Origin of the sequence: Falsiroseomonas bella (assembly GCF_003173615.1) — a bacterium.
In the GTDB taxonomy this organism is placed as follows: Bacteria; Pseudomonadota; Alphaproteobacteria; order Acetobacterales; family Acetobacteraceae; genus Falsiroseomonas; species Falsiroseomonas bella.
Genome location: NZ_QGNA01000001.1, coordinates 974,236 through 991,762 on the forward strand (window position 1 = coordinate 974,236; position 17,527 = coordinate 991,762).

General features: G+C 72.6%; 11 protein-coding genes. 10 read left to right on the forward strand and 1 reads right to left on the reverse strand.

The genetic code is table 11. The features are described from left to right. Positions 1 to 54: 54 nt before the first annotated feature. The 3 genes from DFH01_RS04525 (at position 55) to DFH01_RS04535 (ending at position 7,178) form a co-directional block, all read left to right on the forward strand. Entirely contained in the window at positions 55 to 4,752 is a 4,698-nt protein-coding gene (locus DFH01_RS04525; RefSeq protein ID WP_109869169.1) for an NAD-glutamate dehydrogenase, read from the forward strand. Between the two features lie 115 nt (positions 4,753 to 4,867). Next, on the forward strand, positions 4,868 to 6,109 hold the full coding sequence (locus DFH01_RS04530; RefSeq protein ID WP_109869170.1) for an MFS transporter: 1,242 nt from the start codon (positions 4,868 to 4,870) through the stop codon (positions 6,107 to 6,109). Positions 6,110 to 6,170: 61 nt separating this feature from the next. Next, a complete protein-coding gene (locus DFH01_RS04535; protein WP_109869171.1) occupies positions 6,171 to 7,178 on the forward strand; it encodes an alpha/beta fold hydrolase in 1,008 nt (335 codons plus the stop codon). Between the two features lie 11 nt (positions 7,179 to 7,189). Here the strand turns inward: DFH01_RS04535 and DFH01_RS04540 are convergent, their stop codons facing one another. Beyond that, complete coding sequence (locus DFH01_RS04540; RefSeq protein WP_158287613.1) at positions 7,190 to 9,280, reverse strand: calcium-binding protein; 2,091 nt, start codon at positions 9,278 to 9,280, stop codon at positions 7,190 to 7,192. A 255-nt stretch (positions 9,281 to 9,535) separates the two neighbouring features. Here DFH01_RS04540 and DFH01_RS04545 point away from each other — a divergent pair, with 255 nt between their 5' ends. The 7 genes from DFH01_RS04545 (at position 9,536) to rho (ending at position 17,479) form a co-directional block, all read left to right on the forward strand. Next, positions 9,536 to 10,684, forward strand: a complete 1,149-nt coding sequence (locus DFH01_RS04545; protein WP_233255957.1) for a glycoside hydrolase family 1 protein — start codon at positions 9,536 to 9,538, stop codon at positions 10,682 to 10,684. 136 nt (positions 10,685 to 10,820) lie between these two features. Continuing rightward, positions 10,821 to 11,894, forward strand: a complete 1,074-nt coding sequence (hemH, locus tag DFH01_RS04550) for a ferrochelatase (RefSeq protein ID WP_332903260.1) — start codon at positions 10,821 to 10,823, stop codon at positions 11,892 to 11,894. Then, entirely contained in the window at positions 11,891 to 12,580 is a 690-nt protein-coding gene (locus DFH01_RS04555) for an HAD family hydrolase (RefSeq protein ID WP_233255958.1), read from the forward strand. The genes hemH and DFH01_RS04555 overlap by 4 nt, the downstream gene beginning before the upstream one ends. A gap of 27 nt (positions 12,581 to 12,607) precedes the next feature. Continuing rightward, positions 12,608 to 13,549, forward strand: coding sequence for a tripartite tricarboxylate transporter substrate binding protein (locus DFH01_RS04560; RefSeq protein WP_109869173.1), 942 nt, complete (start codon positions 12,608 to 12,610; stop codon positions 13,547 to 13,549). A 12-nt stretch (positions 13,550 to 13,561) separates the two neighbouring features. Further along, a complete protein-coding gene (gene hemJ / locus DFH01_RS04565; RefSeq protein WP_109869174.1) occupies positions 13,562 to 14,014 on the forward strand; it encodes a protoporphyrinogen oxidase HemJ in 453 nt (150 codons plus the stop codon). Positions 14,015 to 14,173: 159 nt separating this feature from the next. Continuing rightward, the gene (locus tag DFH01_RS04570) at positions 14,174 to 15,952 is read left to right on the forward strand and encodes an ABC transporter ATP-binding protein/permease (RefSeq protein WP_109869175.1); all 1,779 of its coding nucleotides are present in this window, start codon (positions 14,174 to 14,176) and stop codon (positions 15,950 to 15,952) included. A gap of 252 nt (positions 15,953 to 16,204) precedes the next feature. Continuing rightward, entirely contained in the window at positions 16,205 to 17,479 is a 1,275-nt protein-coding gene (gene rho / locus DFH01_RS04575; RefSeq protein ID WP_109869176.1) for a transcription termination factor Rho, read from the forward strand. Positions 17,480 to 17,527 lie beyond the last annotated feature (48 nt).

Below are 17,527 nucleotides of genomic sequence, written 5' to 3' on the forward strand. Positions count from 1 at the left end.
CTTGCGGCGGGGGGCATCCTGCCGGCACCCTTCGGATCAACCAGGAGGCGCCAGATGACAGACGCAGCCACCGCCACCCCGCCCGGCCGGGGCGAGGACGGCGTCCGGCCCGGGGTGCTGGCCGCCGCCGAGGCCGCGCTGGCCCGCACGGCCCCGGCCCTGCCCGGGGCCGCGGTCGCGCTCCTGCACCGGCTGTTTGCCGCCGTGCCCACTGCGGAACTCGCCGCGACGCCGCCCGAGGCGCTGGCCGAGGCCGCGGCGAGCCTCTTCGCCTTCGCGGCCGAGCGCCGCCCGCGGGAGGCGAAGCTGCGCGTGCTGCCGCCCGGCCCCGGCCGGGGCGCGCTGCCGGTGGTCGAGGTCGTGGTGGACGACATGCCCTTCCTGGTGGACAGCGCGCTGGCCGCGCTGGCGCTGCGCGGGCGGACGGTGCGCCAGCTGCTGCACCCGATCGTCCCGGTGCGCCGCGACGCCGAGGGCAGGCTGCTCGAGATCGCCGAGGGCGCGCCGGGCCGCGAAAGCATGATGCGCATCGCGCTGGCCCCGGCCGCGGCGGTGACGCTCGGCGCCGGCGCGCCGACGCCGGCGGTGGACGAGCTCGGCGCGCTGCAGGATGCGCTGGCCCGCGCCATGGCGGATGTGCGGATCGCCGTGACGGATTTTCGCGCCCTGCGCGCCCGCCTGGAGGAGGCCGAGTCGGAGGTCGAGGGCGGCGAGAACGCGGAGTTCCTGCGCTGGCTGGGTGACGACAACTTCGTCCTGCTCGGCCATCGCCGGCTGGTGCTGCATTCCGACGGCACGGCGACGGTGGCGGAGGAGGAGAATCTCGGCCTGCTGCGCGATGGCCGCCTGCCGGTGTTCGACGCGCTGCGCGGGCTGCCCGCGCTGCCGGCGGCGGTGCGCGACAACCTGCTGCGCATGGGCGCGGTGACGGTCGCCAAGGCCAACATGCGCTCCACCGTGCATCGGCCGCAGCACGCCGATGTGGTCATCACGCGCATCTGCGACGAGGCGGGGCGCATCACCGGCGGGCGGCTGTTCCTCGGCCTCTTCGCCGCCGCGGCCTACAACCGCAACCCGCGCTCCATCCCGCTGCTGCGGGAGAAGGTGCTGCGCATCCTTGCGCAGGCCGGCGTGGATCCGGAGACGCATGACGGCCGCGCGCTGCGCAACATCCTCGACACCTGGCCGCGCGACGAGCTGTTCCAGGCGCCCGAAGGGGCGATCCTGCAGGGGTGCCTGCGCGCGCTCGATCTCTCGATCCGGCCGCGCGCCGCGCTGGTGCTGCGCCGCGATCCCTTCGAGCGATTCGTCTCCGCCATCGCCTGGCTGCCGCGCGACACCTTCGACACCGCGATGCGCGAGCGCGCGGGCGGGCTGATCGCGCGCGCCTTCGGCGGCCGGCTCTCCGCCTTCTACACCTTGCTCGGCGATGCGCCGCTGGCGCGCGTGCACTACGTGATCGGGACCACGCCCGGCGCGCTGCCCGCGGTGGACGATGCCGCGCTCGAAGCGGCGCTGGCGCAGGCCGCGCGCGGCTTCCGCGACCGGCTGGAGGAGGCGCTGACCGCCCAGCGCGGCGAGGCCGAGGCCGCCGAGGTGATGGCGCGCTGGCGCGAGGCCTTCCCGCCCGCCTACCGCCAGACCGAGACCGTCGCGCAGGGCATCGCCGACATCCAGCTCGCGGAATACGCCGGCGTGACCGGCAGGCCGCGCGCCGTCCTGTCGCGCCCGCCCGGCGCCGGGCCGCGCGCGCTCTCGCTCCGCCTCGCCAGCCCGAACGACCCGCTCGCGCTGGCCGATGCGCTGCCGCTCTTCGAGAGCCTGGACCTGCGCGCCATCGAGGAGGTGCCGCACCGGCTGACACCCGCCATGGGCCGCCAGGTCGTGCTGCATCTCTACCGGCTGGAGGCGCGCGCCGACTTCCCGGAGGAGCGGCTCGGCATCCTGGCCGGCGCGCTGCACGCGCTGCTCGACGGCACCGTCGAGGCCGACGGGTTCAACCGCCTCGTGCTCCGCGCGGACATCGAATGGAAGGATTGCTGGCTGCTGCGGGCGATGTATCGCTGGCTGAAGCAGGTCGGCTTCCCCTTCGCGCAGGAAAGCGTGGAGGCCGCGCTGGCCGCCAACCCGGACGCCGCGCGCATCCTGGTGGAGCTGTTCCACAAGCGCTTCAGCCCCGACGAGACGGACCGCGACGAGACGAGGCTCGACGCCGCCTGGCGCACCCTGCTCGACGGCGTGGCGAACCCCGACGCGGACCGCATCCTGTCGCGCCTGCGCACCGTGCTGGACGCGATGCTGCGCACCAACTGGTACCAGGCGAAGGACTACCTCTCCTTCAAGCTGGACAGTGCGCGTGCCGGCGACATGCCGGCGCCGCGGCCCTGGCGCGAGATCTTCGTCCACTCGCCGCGCATGGAGGGGGTGCATCTGCGCGCGGGCGCGGTGGCGCGCGGCGGCATCCGCTGGTCCGACCGGCGCGAGGATTTCCGGACCGAGATCCTCGGCCTGATGAAGGCCCAGCGGCTGAAGAACGTCGTCATCGTGCCGACCGGCGCGAAAGGCGGCTTCATCCTGAAGCACCCGCCGCCCGCGACGGACCGCGAGGCCTTCATGGCGGAGGGCGTCGCGGCCTATCGCACGCTGGTGCGCGGCATGCTGGACCTGACGGACAACATCACCGCGGAGGGCATCGCGACGCGCGAGAACGTCGTGCGGCGCGACGGCGACGATCCCTACATCGTCGCGGCCGCGGACAAGGGCACGGCCACCTTCTCCGACATCGCGAACGACCTCTCCGCCGAATACGGCTTCTGGCTCGGCGATGCCTTCGCGAGCGGTGGTTCGGCAGGATACGACCACAAGGGCATGGGCATCACGGCGCGCGGCGCGTGGGTGATGGTGGACCGCCACTTCCAGGAGACCTTCGGCCGTTCCGTGCAGGACGCGCCCTTCACCTGCGCGGGCGTCGGCGACATGTCGGGCGACGTGTTCGGCAACGGGCTGCTGGTCTCGCGCGAGACGAAGCTCGTCGCCGCCTTCGACCACCGCCACATCTTCCTCGATCCCGATCCGGACCTCGAGTCTTCCTACCGCGAGCGGGAGCGGCTGTTCCGGCTGCCGCGCTCCTCCTGGGCCGACTACGATGCGCGGCTGCTCTCGCCCGGCGGCGCGATCCTGCCGCGCAACGCGAAGACGCTGCCGCTGAGCGAGCAGGCGCGCGCGCTGCTCGGCATCGCAGCGGAACGCGCCGAGCCCGCGGAGATCATGCGCGCGATCCTGACGCTGCCGGTGGACCTGCTCTATTTCGGCGGCATCGGCACCTATGTGAAGGCGAGCACCGAGACGCAGGCCGAGGCCGGCGACCGCGCCAATGATGCGATCCGCGTGGATGGCGCGGCGCTGCGCGCGCGCGTGCTGGGGGAGGGCGCCAATCTCGGCATCACCCAGGCCGGGCGGATCGAGGCGGCGCGGCATGGCGTGCGGCTCAACACCGATGCGCTCGACAATTCGGCGGGCGTGTCCACCTCCGACCACGAGGTCAACATCAAGATCCTGCTGGCGGAAGCCGAGCGCGACGGCACCTTGACGCGGCGGCAGCGCGACGAGCTGCTCTCCGACATGACGGAGGAGGTCGCGGCGCTGGTGCTGGCCGACAACACGGCACAGTCGCTGGCAGTCAGCCTGGAGGCGATGCGCGCGCCGGAGGAGCTCGCCACGCATGGCACGCTGATGCAGCGGCTGGAAGCGCAGGGCGTGCTGGACCGCGCCGTCGCCGGCCTGCCGGACGCCGCCGCGCTGCGCATGCGCGCCGCGGCGAATGAGGGCCTGACGCGGCCCGAGATCGCGGCGCTGCTGCCTTTCGCGAAGCTCTGGCTGACCGAGGCGATCGAGGACAGCGCGCTGCCGGACGACCCGGCGCTGGCGCCGCTGCTCGTCGCCTATTTCCCGAGCGCGCTGCGCGAGCGCTTCGCCGCCTACATCCCGCGCCATCGGCTGCGGCGGGAACTGGTGGCGATGATGCTGGCGAACATGGTGGCGAACCGCCTCGGCGCGGCCGGGCTGTCGCGCCTGGTCGGCGCGGCGGGCGATGCCGTCGCGGTCGCGCGCGCCGCCTGGCTCGCCGATGCGCTGTTCGGTCTGGAGCAGGCGGCGGCGGAAGCCGATGCCGCGCCGGCGCCGGCCGGGACGCGGCTCGATGTGCTGCTCGGGCTGCGGCGGCTGCAGGAAGCGGCGGCGCGTGAACTGATGGGCGGCGAGGGGCCGCTCGATGCCGCGCGCGACGCGCTCGCCCCCGGCATCGCCGCGCTGGTCGCGGCGGCGGAGGCCGAGCCCGGGCCGGAGGCCGGCGTGCTGGCCGAGGCCGGAATCCCGCCGCGCGCCGCGGCGCTTGCGGTGGCGCCGCGGCTTGCCGCCGCGCCGGCGATCGTGCGGCTGGCGCAGCAGGCCGGCGTCGCGCCGGATCTCGCGGCACAGGCCTGGGCCACGGTGGGGGAGACTTTCGCGCTCGACGCGCTGCGCCTCGCGGCTGAGGGCGCGCGCGCCACGGGCCCCTTCGCCGCCCGCGCCAAGGCCGAGGCGCTCGAGGATCTCGTCGGCCTGCAGGCGCGGCTGGCGCAGGCGAGCCTCAGCGGCATGGCGCCGGACGGGCCGGAAGCGCGGGAGGCGGCGAGCCTGGCACGCGATGCGGCGGCGGCCGGCGACCTCGTCGCCATCGGCGTCGCGGCGCGGGCGCTGGGCGGGCTAGGATAGCGCCCACCCCGACCCTCCCCCGCACCGCGGGGGGAGGAGACGCCCGAACCCTCCCCCGCATTGCGGGGGAGGGTCGGGCGGGGGCCGCGCAACAGCCGGGAAGCAGCGGCACGACATGAATCGCAAGGCCATTGCGTGGGCGTTCTACGACTGGGCCAACAGCGCCTTCCCGACGGTGGTCTCCACCTTCGTGATCGCCGCCTACTTTGCACAGGGGATCGCGACCGATCCGGCGACGGGGCAGGCGCAATGGGGCTGGATGCAGGCGGCGGCCGGGCTCTGCATCGCGCTGCTCTCGCCCGTGCTGGGCGCCATCGCGGATGCCGGCGGGCGGCGGCGCGCCATGCTGGCCGCTTTCACCGCGATCACCGCCATCGCCACCGCGGCGATCTGGTTCGCGAAACCCGATCCGTCCTACGCGCTCTATGCGCTGCTCTGCGTTGGCATCGCGACGATCGGCTTCGAGGTCGGGACGGTCTTCTACAATTCCATGCTGCCGCAGGTCGCGCCGCGCGATCGCATCGGGCGCGTCTCCGGCCTCGCCTGGGGGCTCGGCTATGCGGGCGGGCTGGCCTGCCTGGGGCTTTGCCTGGTGCTGCTCGTGCGCCCCGATCCCGCGCTGTTCGGGCTGGATCGCGGGCAGGCGGAACATGTGCGCGCGACGGCGCTGCTCGTCGCCGCCTGGCTGGCACTGTTCTCCTGGCCGGCGCTGGTCGCGCTGGCCGATCCGCCGGGGCGGAAGCCGGGCTGGGGAGAGGCGGCGGCGCAGGGGCTGGCCGAGATTCGCGCCGTGCTGCGCAGCCTGCCGCAGCAGCGCGACCTGCTGCGCTTCCTGGCGGCGCGGCTGTTCTACACGGATGGGCTCAACACGCTCTTCGCCTTCGGCGCGATCTACGCGGCCGGCGTCTTCGGCATGGGCTTCGAGGAGATCCTGCTCTTCGGCATCGCGATGAACGTGGCGGCCGGCGCGGGCGCGGCCGGCTTCGCGCTGGTCGAGGACCGCGTCGGATCGCGCCGGATGGTGCTGCTCTCGCTCTGCGCGATCATCGTGCTGGGCGCCGGGCTGCTGCTGGCGACGAGCACCACGATGTTCTGGGCGCTGGCGCTGACGGTCGGGCTGTTCTTCGGCCCGGCCCAGGCGGCCAGCCGCGCCTTCATGGCGCGCATCGCGCCGGAGGGCGAGACATCGGCCTGGTTCGGCCTCTTTGCCCTGTCGGGCCGGGTCACCGGCTTCCTCGGGCCGGCGGCGCTGGCCGTGGTGACGGCGATCAGCGACAGCCAGCGGCTCGGCATGGCGACGGTGCTGGTCTTCCTCGGCCTGGGGGCCGCGATCCTCGCAACCGTGAAGGGACGCTGACGCGGCGACGGAACCGCGGCCGGCCCGGTGCCGTTGGCCCGGCATTCCCCGGAGCGCATGCATGCACCACCAGGCCCGTTCGTCGCCCGATCCGTGGCTTGCCCTTGGGCTCGGCTCGGCGGCGCTGCTCGGCGCGCTCGCGCTGAAAGCGAATGCCGATGCGGGGCGCGCGGAGCGCGCGAACCCGCCGCGCGGGCGCTTCGTCACGGCCGCCGGCGCGCGGCTGCACTGCCTGGACCGCGGCGCGGGCGGCGCGCCGCCGGTCGTGCTGCTGCACGGCAATGCCGTGGATGCAGAGGATTGGGTCGCGAGCGGGGTGTTCCGGCTGCTGGCGCGGCGCCACCGCGTGGTCGCCTTCGACCGTCCGGGCTTCGGCCACAGCGACAGGCCGCGCGACCGCGTGTGGAACGCGGCGGCACAGGCCGGGGCGGTGGCGGAGGCGCTGGACCGGCTCGGCCTGGCGCGCCCGATCCTGGTCGCGCAATCCTGGGGCACGCTCGTCGCCGCGGCGCTGGCGCTGGATCGGCCGGACCTGGTCGGCGGGCTCGTGCTCGTGTCGGGCTACCACTATCCGACGGCGCGCGCGGATGTCGCGCTCTTCTCGCCACCCGCGCTGCCGGTGCTCGGTGACGTGCTGCGCTACACGGTCGGACCCCTGGTCGGCCGCGCCATCGCGCCGGGGATGGTGCGGCGGATGTTCGCGCCGCTGCCGGTCCCGGCGCGCTTCGACGCCGCGGTGCCGCGATCCATGATGCTGCGCCCCTCCCAGCTCCGCGCCGCGGCGGAGGATGCGGCGACGATGATCCCCGATGCGCGGGCGGCGAGCGCGCGCTACGCGGAACTCTCGCGCATCCCGGTGGCCATCCTCGCGGGGCAGGAGGACGGGATCGTGGAGCCGGAGCGCCACGCCCGGCGCCTGCACGAGGACATCCCCGGCAGCACGCTGCGCATCATCTCCGGCATCGGCCACATGATGCATCACGCGGCCCCGGAGCTGGTGGCGGAGGCGGTGGAGGAAGTGGGCGGCACCGCCGCCGCTCCCGTGGGTGCGGCGGCGGTGCCGGCCTGATCAGAGCCTGATCAGAGCAGGAAGGCGGATTCCGCCGGCAGGCTCAGCCCGGTCAGCAGCACCACAAGGTCGGCCTCCGCATCGGCATCGCCGCTGTCCACCTCGACCCGCAGCACGCGCAGCACCAGGTCCCGTTCCAGGCGCAGCTCGGCAATGCCCTCGCCCCCGGTGAAATCCGTGGTGCCGATGAAGTCGAGGCCGCCGAAGGCCGTCAGGTCGATCCGGTCCTCGCCGCGCACGAAGCCGAGGATCGTGTCGGGCGTCAGCGGCGCGCTGTCGCCGGGGCCGAAGACGAACACGTCGTTGCCCGCGCCGCCGCGCATCAGGTCCACGCCCGCGCCGCCGTCCAGCGTGTCGTCGCCGTCGTCACCGAGCAGCACGTCGATGCCGGCGCCGCCGCGCAGCAGGTCGCCCTCGGTGCCGCCGCGCAGCACGTCGGCGCCGTCGCCGCCCTCGATCGTGTCGGCGCCGGCGTCGCCCAGCAGGATGTCGATGCCCTGTTCGCCCTGCAGCAGGTCGCCCCCCTCGTCGCCGCGCAGCAGGTCGGTGTCGGCCCCGCCCTGCAGGCTGTCCGCGCCCGCGCCGCCGAGCAGCGTGTCGAAGCCGGCGCCGCCCTGCAGCAGGTCGTCGCCACCGCCCGCAAAGAGCAGGTCGCTGCCGGCGCCGCCGTCGAGCGTGTCGGCGCCGTCCTCCTCGATCAGCTTGTCGTCGCCATCCTCGCCGAGCAGGCGGTCATTGCCGGCGTGGCCCTTCAGCAGGTCGTCGCCGGCGCCGCCTTCCAGCAGGTCGTCGCCGCCGCGGCCGAGCATGGTGTCGTCGCCCGCGCCGCCTTCCAGCGCGTTGGCGCGCGCGGTGCCGAAGAGCTGCAGCGCCGGCGGGTCCACCACCTGGAAGCGCGCGGCAAGGATGCGGTAGTCGGAGCCGTTGAAGGTGTCCTCGAAGGCGACGACCAGCGTGTCGTCGCCGGTGACCGCCATCTCGGGGCGCGTCTGCTGGCCCTGGGTGGTGGCATCGAGGCGGATCACGCCGCCGTCGAGCGTGCCGTCCGCGTTCAGGCGCTGTGCGAGGATGTTCGGGTCGAAGCCGCCCGTCGCGAAGCCGGAGATCGCGACCAGCACGTCGCCATCCGGCAGCACCGTGAGCTCCGTGGTGCCGAAGCTGTTGGCGGCGAAGGTGACGTCGCGCGCATCGCCCTGCTGCGCGCCGGTCGCGTCGAGGAAGTAGACCCGCACGACCGAGACGCCGGGATTGATCGACAGGGTGTGCGCCACGACGAGCCCGCCATCGGGGCGCGCGGCGAGCACCGGCAGGTAGCCGTCCGGGTTCACCGGCGAGAAGGCCGGCAGCGCCGCGACCGAGCCGTCGAGGTTGCGGAACACGATCTCGGAGACGGTGGCGAAGCCGGTGAAGCGCTGCGCGGCGACCGCCAGCACGTCCGCGTTCGGCCCCTGCAGCGCCGCCGTGCCGTCATGCACGCCGATGCCGACGAAGGCGCCGTTGGAATTCAGGATGGTGCTGCTGTCGCCGAGCGTGCCGTCGGCCTCGATCACCTGCAGCACCAGCCGGTCGGGGCTGCCCGCGCCGTCGGTGTAGAGCAGGCCGGCGCGCCCGGCGCTCAGCGCCACGATCTGGTTGAAGTTCACGCCTTCCGAGAAGGCGCCGCCGGTGGCGACCGCGAGCTCGCCGCCCACCAGGCTGCCGGTCGCGGGGTCCATCAGGAAGGCGCCGATCCGGCTGGTGCCCGCCGTGACATCGGCGACGCCGAAGCCGCCGGCGACGAGGCCGTTGGACAGGGTGACGAGGCCATGGCCGTCGAAATTGCCGGCGAGGTTGGCGCTGACCGGCGCGGCGGGGCCGAGTGCCGCGCCATCCGCCCCGAAGCGTCGGACCATCATGGTGACGCCGCCATCGGCATCCACCGCGTAGGGGTAGCCGGAGGGGGCGGTGCCGGCCGTCTGGGGCAGGAAGTCGTGCCACATGGCGACGAAGCCGCCGCCCGCCGTGCCGGTGATTCGCGGGGCGTATTCGGCGCCGAAGCGCGAGGTGCCGTCTTCCGGGGAGAGCAGGAGGCTCGTCTGGGCGGGGATGGCGGTGGTCGTCATGGCGAATCCCGACGGAAGCGTGATGATCCGTCTCATCTTCCAGATGAAGAAGGCACCGGCAAGCAACCGAAAGTTGTCTTCGGGTCAGGAATCGTCAGATTGCGGGCACCGGGGGGAACGGCGCACGATTTCCCCTTGCGCATTTCGTAGACAATAGGCGATCAGGCTTCGCCCTGCCTCACGCGTGCGTGATGGTGGGCCGGGAAGCCTTCCTTCCCGCGAGCGTTACCGCCACGGCGCCTCAGGGAGTTCCGCGTGACCGCGCATGATCCGCTCTTCCGGTCCTTCTTCATGGCCGGCTTCGAATGCTCGACCCATCGCAACATGTCGCGCCGCCGGCTCGACATGATCGCCGCCACCCACCACGACATGCTGGCCTATGAGGACTACGCCCAGTGCGCCGAGCTCGGCATCCGCACCGCGCGCGACGGCGTGCGCTGGCACCTGGTGGAGACCGCGCCCGGGCAATACGACTGGTCCTCGGTGCTGCCGATGCTGCGCGCGGCGGAGCGGGCGGGCACACAGGTGGTCTGGGACCTCTGCCACTATGGCTGGCCCGACGACCTCGATGTCTTCGCGCCCGCCTTCGTGGACCGCTTCGCGCGCTACGCGACGGCCTTCGCCCGGCTGCACCGCGAGGAGACCGGCCGCGTCCCCATCGTCTGCCCGGTGAACGAGATCTCCTTCCTCGCCTTCGCCGGCGGCGACATGGCGCGCTGCAGCCCGCATGAGCGCGGCCGGGGCATGGACCTGAAGAGGAACCTGGTCCGGGCGGCCGTGGCGGGAACCCGCGCGGTGCGCGATGCGGTGCCCGGCACGCGCTGCGCCGCCATCGACCCCGTCATCAACATCGTCCCCGGCAATCCGGAGGAGGCCGAGGAGGTGCGGCTGCACAACGCCGCCCAGTGGCAGGCCTGGGACATGCTGGCGGGGCGGGAGGAGCCGGCGCTCGGCGGCGCCGAGGACATTCTGGATATCGTCGGCATCAACTACTACTGGAACAACCAGTGGCTGCACCATGCCGAGCCGCTGAGCACCTTCGACGCCGCGCGCTTCCGCCCCTTCCGCGAGCTGATCCAGGACGCCGCCGCGCGCTATGACGGCCGCGACCTCTTCATCGCCGAGACCAGCATCGAGGGCTGGCCGCGCCCCACCTGGCTCCGCTACGTGGCGGAGGAGGCGATGGCGGCGATCGAGGACGGCGTGCGCCTGCACGGCATCTGCCTCTATCCGGTGATCTCCCACATCGGCTGGGACGAGGACCGCTACTGCGCCAACGGCCTGTTCGAGTTGCAGCCGAAGCATGGCAGGCGGGAGGTGCACCGGCCCCTCGCGGAGGAGCTGGCGCGGCTGCAGGCCCGTCTGGCGGGCATGAAACCGGAACCGCGCAGCGCCGCCAGCTGACGGCGATCGCACAGAATCACGCGCCGCGACGCAGACGGCCCTTGACCCTGGCGGCGGGCGTGTCATGTCCCGCCCCGTCATGGACCTCCCCGCCGAGCCGTCGCCCCCCGTGGCCACGTCCCCCAGGCGGCCGCGTGTGGCGGTCGTGCTGTTCAACCTGGGTGGACCGGATGCTCCCGAGAGCGTCCGGCCGTTCCTCGTCAACCTCTTCACCGATCCCGCGATCCTGCGGGTGCCGGGCTGGGTACGGCCCTGGCTCGGGCGGATCATCGCCTGGCGCCGCACCAGGCCGGCCAGCGAGAACTACGCCATCCTCGGCGGCCGCTCGCCCCTGCTGGAACTGACGCAGGAACAGGCCGAGGCGCTCGAATCGGTGCTGAACGCCGAGGGCGAGGTGGAGGCCAAGGCCTTCATCGCCATGCGCTACTGGCACCCGATGAGCGATGCCTGCGCCGCCGCGGTGAAGGCCTGGGGGCCGGACGAGATCCTGCTGCTGCCGCTCTATCCGCAATTCTCCACCACCACGACGGGCAGCAGCATGGTCGCCTGGGACAAGGCGGCGGCGCGGATCGGGCTCAGCGTGCCGACCACCACGCTCTGCTGCTTCCACTCCGACCCGGCCTTCGCCGACGCGACGGCGCGGATGGTGCGCGACTCCTACGAGAAGGCGCGGGCGGAGCTCGACCCGGCGGTGAAGCTGCGCGTGCTGTTCAGCGCGCATGGCCTGCCGGAGAGCATCGTCACCGCCGGCGATCCCTATCAATGGCAGGTGGAGCAATCCGTCGAACGCGTGGTGGAGCGGCTGGACATCGCCGATCTTGATCACGTCGTCTGCTACCAGTCGCGCGTGACGCCGCAGAAATGGATCGGCCCCTCCACCGAGGACGAACTGGAGCGCGCCGGGCACGACAAGGTCGCGGTGCTGGTCGTGCCCATCGCCTTCACCTCCGAGCATTCGGAGACGCTGGTCGAGCTCGACGTGGAGTACCGGGAGGAAGCCGAGAAGCTCGGCGTGCCCGGGTACTTCCGCACCCCGGCGCAGAACGCCGATCCGGGCTTCATCGCGGCGCTGGCCGGGCTGGTGCGGCACGCCCGCTGCTCGGGCCGCAGCCTCTGCTCCTTCGGCGGCGCGCGGCAATGCCCGAAGCAGCACCGCGACTGCCCGCATGAGAAGGTCTCGGCCGCGCGGCGTGCGCAGGTCACGGCGTGAGCGGCACGCGCCGGCCCGCGGTGCCGAAGGCCGTCCTCTTCGACTGCGACGGCGTCCTCGCCGACACCGAGGCGCTGCATGACCGGATCATGGCGGAGGAGATCAGCCGCCTGGGGTGGGAGATCACGCCGGAGGAAGGTGCCCGCCTGTTCCGCGGCCTGGCCTGGGAGGCGATCGGCCCGCAGGTGGAGCAGCGCCTCGGCCCCGGCTCCGTCCCCGCCGATTTCCTGCCGCAGCTGATCGCCCGCGTGGTGCGCGCGCTGGAGGACGAGGCGCAGCCCGTCCATGGCGTGCTGGCCGCGCTGGAGACGATCGTCGCCGCCGGCATTCCGGTCGCGGTCGCGAGCAATTCGTCGCGGCCGGAGCTGGCGACGAAGCTGCGCCGGCTCGGCCTGGTGGAGACGTTTCGCGGGCGCACCTTCAGCGTGAACGACGTGGAGCGGCCGAAACCGGCGCCCGACATGTATCGCGCCGCGGCGGCCGCCTGCGGCGCCGATCCGCAGGACTGCGTGGTGGTGGAGGACAGCATCGCCGGCGCGCGCGCCGGGATCGCGGCCGGCTGCCGCGTGCTCGGCTTCGCCCATGAGGGCTCCGCCGCCGCGCTGCGTGCCGCGGGCGCGGAGCCCTTCTTCGCGATGGCGGAGCTTCCCGGGCTGCTCGGGCTGACGCCGGTCCCCGCGGGCTGATACGCTGCCCTTCAGGAGGGCACGGCCATGCGGATCATCGGGCTGATCGTCGCGGCGCTGCTTGCGCTGGGCGGCGCGGCGGCGGCGCAGGATTACCCCTCGCGCACCATCACCATCGTCGTCGGCTATCCGCCCGGCGGGAACACGGACCTGATGGCGCGCGCGCTGCAGCCGGAGCTCAGCCGGGCGCTCGGCCAGACCGTGGTGATCGTCAATCGCGGCGGCGCCGCCGGCACCATCGGCGCGGCGGAGGTCGCCCGCGCGCGGCCGGATGGCTACACGCTGCTGTTCTCGCCGAACAACCCGATCACGGCGCAGCCGCATCTGCAGTCGCTCAGCTATGGGCTCGACAGCTTCCGCTTCCTCTGCATGGTCTATGACAACCCGCAGGTGCTGGTGGGTGCGCGCAACATGCCCTTCCAGGACTTCGCCGGCATGGTCCGCCACGGCCGCAGCGGCAAGGAAGCGCTGGTCTTCGGCTCTCCCGGACAGGGCAGCACGCAGCACATCCTGATGGCGGCGCTGCTTTCCCGGCTCGGGATCGAGGGGCTGCACGTGCCGTTCACCGGCGCCGGGCCGATGGCGCAGGCCGCGCTCGGCGGGCAGATCCAGGTCTTCGTCGAGAGCGCATCCATCCCCGCTTCCACCGGGCTGCCGGTTCTGGGCGTGATGGGCACGTCGCGCCTGCCCGGGCTGCCGGACGCGCCGACGCTGGCCGAGCTCGGCCAGCCGCTGGTCGGCAGCAGCTCGGGCGGGCTGATGGCGCCGAAGGACCTGCCGGATGCCGCCGCCGCCGTGCTGGAGCGCGCCTGCGCCACCGCCGCGGCCAGCGAGAGTTTCCGGACCGCCGCGACGCGGCTGAACGCCGGGCCGCAGCAGCTGGACGGCGCCGCCTTCCGCGAACGGTTTGCCGCCGAGAGCGAGCTGAACCGCACGGTGCTGCGCGACCTCGGCCTGGCGCGGCAATAGGAGAGGTCACGCGTGACGTTGGACTGGCTGGCGCCGCTCTATCCCTGGACCAAGTCGCTGCATGTGATCTCGGTCTTCGCCTGGATGGCGGGGCTGTTCTACCTGCCGCGTCTCTATGTCTACCATTCGCAGGTGCCGGCGGGGGACCCGCGCTCCGAGACCTTCAAGGTCATGGAGCGGCGGCTGCTGAAGGCGATCATGAACCCCTCCATGATCGCCTCCTACCTGTTCGGCATCCTGGTGGTGCTGACACCCGGCGTGATCGACTGGTCGGCCGGCTGGTGGCACCTGAAGATGCTCGGGATCGCCGCGCTCACCTGGTGCCACATGGATCTCGCCAGGGCGCTCAAGGCCTTCGCGCGGGACGAGCGCCCGCGAACGGAGCGCGGCTGGCGCATCCTGAACGAGGTGCCGACGCTCGCGCTGATCGTCATCGTGACGATGGTGATCGCGAAGCCCTTCTGACCGGGCTTCGTCCACGGTCAATCGTGGCGGGAATGTGGCGCGCGCGCCGCACCCGGCTGTCGTTCCGCGTGAGGATGCCGGCGCAAGCACGCCATCTGATTGCGCCTCGTTCGTAGGCTGTATACCGATCAGGAACTCCGGTGGGAGGCCGGAGCCTGCATGTCCCTGTCATCCGAACCGGCCTCTGGCGGGCGCGGCGCCATCCGCGATGCCTGGCGCCTCGCCCGCGGCTGGGCGGCGGCGGAGCCCTGGACCGTCGCCCTGCTGGTCGGCGCCGCGCTGGCGCTGATCCTGCTGCAGCTCGCGGTGGATTGGGGCATCGCGCTGTGGCACCGCGGCACCTTCGACGCGCTGGAGCAGCGCGACGCCGCGGCGCTCGGCGCGCAGGTGCTCTCCCTGGTCGCGCTGGTGGCGGCGCTGATGGTCACGAGCGTCGGGCGGCTCTGGACCCGTCAGGCGATCGGCTTCCGCTGGCGCCGCTGGCTGGTGCTGCGGCTGCAGGCGACGCTGCTGGCGGACGGGCGCCACCACCGCCTGGCGATGGACGAGGCCGGCGCCGACAATCCCGACCAGCGCATCGGCGAGAACACCCGCTGGGCCACGGCGATGGCCGTGGATCTGGCGCTCGGGCTGATCTACGCGGTGGTGCTGCTGGTCTCCTTCGCGGGGATGCTCTGGCATCTCTCGGCGGACTTCTTCCTGCCGCTGCCGGGCGGGGCGCTGCACATTCCGGGCGGGCTGCTCTGGGCCGCGCTGCTCTATGCCGGGATTTGCGCGGCGATCACCTGGCGGGTCGGACGGCGCCTGCCTGGCATCCACATGGACCGCAACGCCGCCGAGGGCGACCACCGCTTCGCCCTGGTGCGCCTGCGGGAGAACAGCGAGGCGATCGCGCTGATCGGCGGCGAGGCCGATGAGCGGCGTGGGCTCGCCGCGGCCTATGGAAGGCTGGAAGCGGCGATGCTGCGGCTGTTCCGCACCGAGCGCGACCTGATGTGGCTCGGCTGCTGCTACATGCCGGTCGCGGCCGTGGTGCCGCTGCTGCTCGGCGCGCCGCAATACCTGGCCGGCGCCATCAGCCTCGGCGTGCTGATGCAGGGCGCCCATGCCTTCCAGGAGGTGACGCGGGCGCTGACCTGGCTGACCGAGAACTGGCCGCGCCTGGCCGACTGGCGCTGCCATGTCGGGCGCGTGGTGGAACTGGAGCAGGCGCTGTCCGCGCCGCCGCCGCCCGCACCGGCGATGCGGCGGGAGGAAGGCGCCGCGGCGCTCGAACTGCGCGACGTGGCGCTGGCTGCGCCCTGCGGCCGCGCGCTGCTGCGCGCGCCGGCGGTGACGCTGGCGCCGGGCGAGAAGCTGCTGATCCGCGGCGAGAGCGGCAGCGGCAAGTCCACGCTGTTCCGCGCCATCGCCGGCCTCTGGCCATGGGGCGAGGGGGAGCTGCGCGTGCCCTGCCGGCAGACCACGATGTTCCTGCCGCAGCGGCCCTACCTGCCGCTTGGCAGCCTCGGCGCCGCGCTGGCCTATCCGGATGCGCCCGAGGAATTCGGGGAGGCCGCGCTGCGCCGCGCCCTGCTGCGCTGCCGCCTGCCGCATCTGGCGGACCGGCTGGCGGAGGCCGGGCGCTGGGACCGGGTGCTGTCACTCGGCGAGCAGCAACGGCTGGCCTTCGCGCGGCTGATCCTGCACCGGCCGCGCTGGATCTTCATGGACGAGGCGACCTCGGCGCTGGACGAGGCGAATGAGGCGGCGATGTTCGCGGTGCTGGCGGAGGAACTGCCGGGCTCGGCCCTGCTCTCGATCGGGCACCGCTCGGGCCTCGGGCGGCATCATGACCGCGAGATGGTGCTGGGGGAGGCGCATGGCTGGGGCGCAGCGATCGCTCCGGGGTCGGCCGGCCGGATGGATCGGGTTGACTCGGTCCCCGCGGATGCCTAGGTTGATGTTGCCTCATGGCAACCGGCCGCGATTCGGCGTTTCGGTTCGGGCTTTCGCTCGACCCGGCCCGGCGTAGCCGGTCCCTCCCTCATCCCTCCTGGAAGCCGCCCTCGAAGCCCGGGAACCGGGCGAGCGGCACGGCAAGGCACAGACGACCAGCCGCACGCGGCCCGTCCTGACCAGCCGCCCTGGGGTCCCCTCGCTACTTCCTCGCGCGCGGTCCAAGGCGCGCAGCACGGACGCAAACGGCCCATGCATCTTTCAGAACTCAAGGCAAAGTCACCCAGCGAGCTTCTCGCCTTCGCCGAGGATGTCGGCGTCGAGAACGCCTCATCCCTGCGAAAGCAGGACATGATGTTCGCCATCCTCAAGACGCTGGCGGACAACGAGCAGGCCATCTACGGCGACGGCACGCTGGAAATCCTCTCCGACGGCTTCGGCTTCCTGCGCAGCCCGCAGGCCAACTACCTTCCCGGCCCCGACGACATCTACGTCTCCCCCGCCCAGGTGCGCCGCTTCGGGCTGCGCACCGGCGACACGGTGGAAGGCCAGATCCGCGCGCCGAAGGATGGCGAGCGCTACTTTGCGCTGCTCAAGGTGGACAACGTCAACTTCGAGCCGCCGGAAGCTCTGCGTCACCGCATCAACTTCGACAACCTGACGGCGCTCTACCCGACGCGGCGCCTGAAGATGGAGAACCCGGACGTCGAATCCGTGGCGAAGGGCCCGACCAAGGACATGACGCACCGTGTCATCGACCTCGTCGCCCCGATCGGCATGGGCCAGCGCGCGCTGATCGTGGCGCCGCCGCGCACCGGCAAGACGGTGATGCTGCAGAACATCGCCAAGTCCATCACCGCGAACCACCCCGAAGTCTTCCTGATCGTGCTGCTGATCGACGAGCGGCCGGAGGAAGTGACCGACATGGCGCGCACCGTGCGCGGCGAGGTCGTCGCCTCCACCTTCGACGAGCCGGCGACGCGCCACGTGCAGGTCACGGAGATGGTGCTGGAGAAGGCGAAGCGCCTGGTCGAGCACAAGCGCGACGTGGTGATCCTGCTGGATTCCATCACGCGTCTTGGCCGTGCCTACAATTCCGTGGTGCCGTCCTCGGGCAAGGTGCTGACCGGCGGCGTGGACGCGAATGCGCTGCAGCGCCCGAAGCGCTTCTTCGGCGCGGCGCGCAACATCGAGGAAGGCGGTTCGCTGACCATCATCGCGACCGCGCTGATCGACACCGGCAGCCGCATGGACGAGGTGATCTTCGAGGAGTTCAAGGGCACCGGCAACAGCGAGCTGGTTCTCGACCGCAAGCTCTCCGACAAGCGCACCTTCCCGGCGATCGACATCACCAAGTCCGGCACCCGCAAGGAGGAGCTGCTGGTGGATCGCGGGTCGCTGGCGAAGATGTGGGTGCTGCGGCGCATCCTGAACCCGATGGGCACGCAGGACGCGATGGAGTTCCTGCTGGAGAAGCTGAAGTACAGCAAGACCAACCAGGACTTCTTCGATGCCATGAACACCTGACGGGGTTCATGGCATCGAGATTTTCCTTGACCTCAAGCACCGGGCGCG

Excerpts from the sequence above, each read along its gene's own strand:
- DFH01_RS04570 (WP_109869175.1), top strand. The coding sequence starts at position 14,174 with ATGTCCCTGTCATCCGAACCGGCCTCTGGCGGGCGCGGCGCCATCCGC.
- DFH01_RS04535 (WP_109869171.1), top strand. The coding sequence starts at position 6,171 with ATGCACCACCAGGCCCGTTCGTCGCCCGATCCGTGGCTTGCCCTTGGG.
- DFH01_RS04525 (WP_109869169.1), top strand. The coding sequence starts at position 55 with ATGACAGACGCAGCCACCGCCACCCCGCCCGGCCGGGGCGAGGACGGC.
- DFH01_RS04540 (WP_158287613.1), bottom strand. The coding sequence starts at position 9,280 with ATGACGACCACCGCCATCCCCGCCCAGACGAGCCTCCTGCTCTCCCCG.
- DFH01_RS04560 (WP_109869173.1), top strand. The coding sequence starts at position 12,608 with ATGCGGATCATCGGGCTGATCGTCGCGGCGCTGCTTGCGCTGGGCGGC.
- DFH01_RS04530 (WP_109869170.1), top strand. The coding sequence starts at position 4,868 with ATGAATCGCAAGGCCATTGCGTGGGCGTTCTACGACTGGGCCAACAGC.
- rho (WP_109869176.1), top strand. The coding sequence starts at position 16,205 with ATGCATCTTTCAGAACTCAAGGCAAAGTCACCCAGCGAGCTTCTCGCC.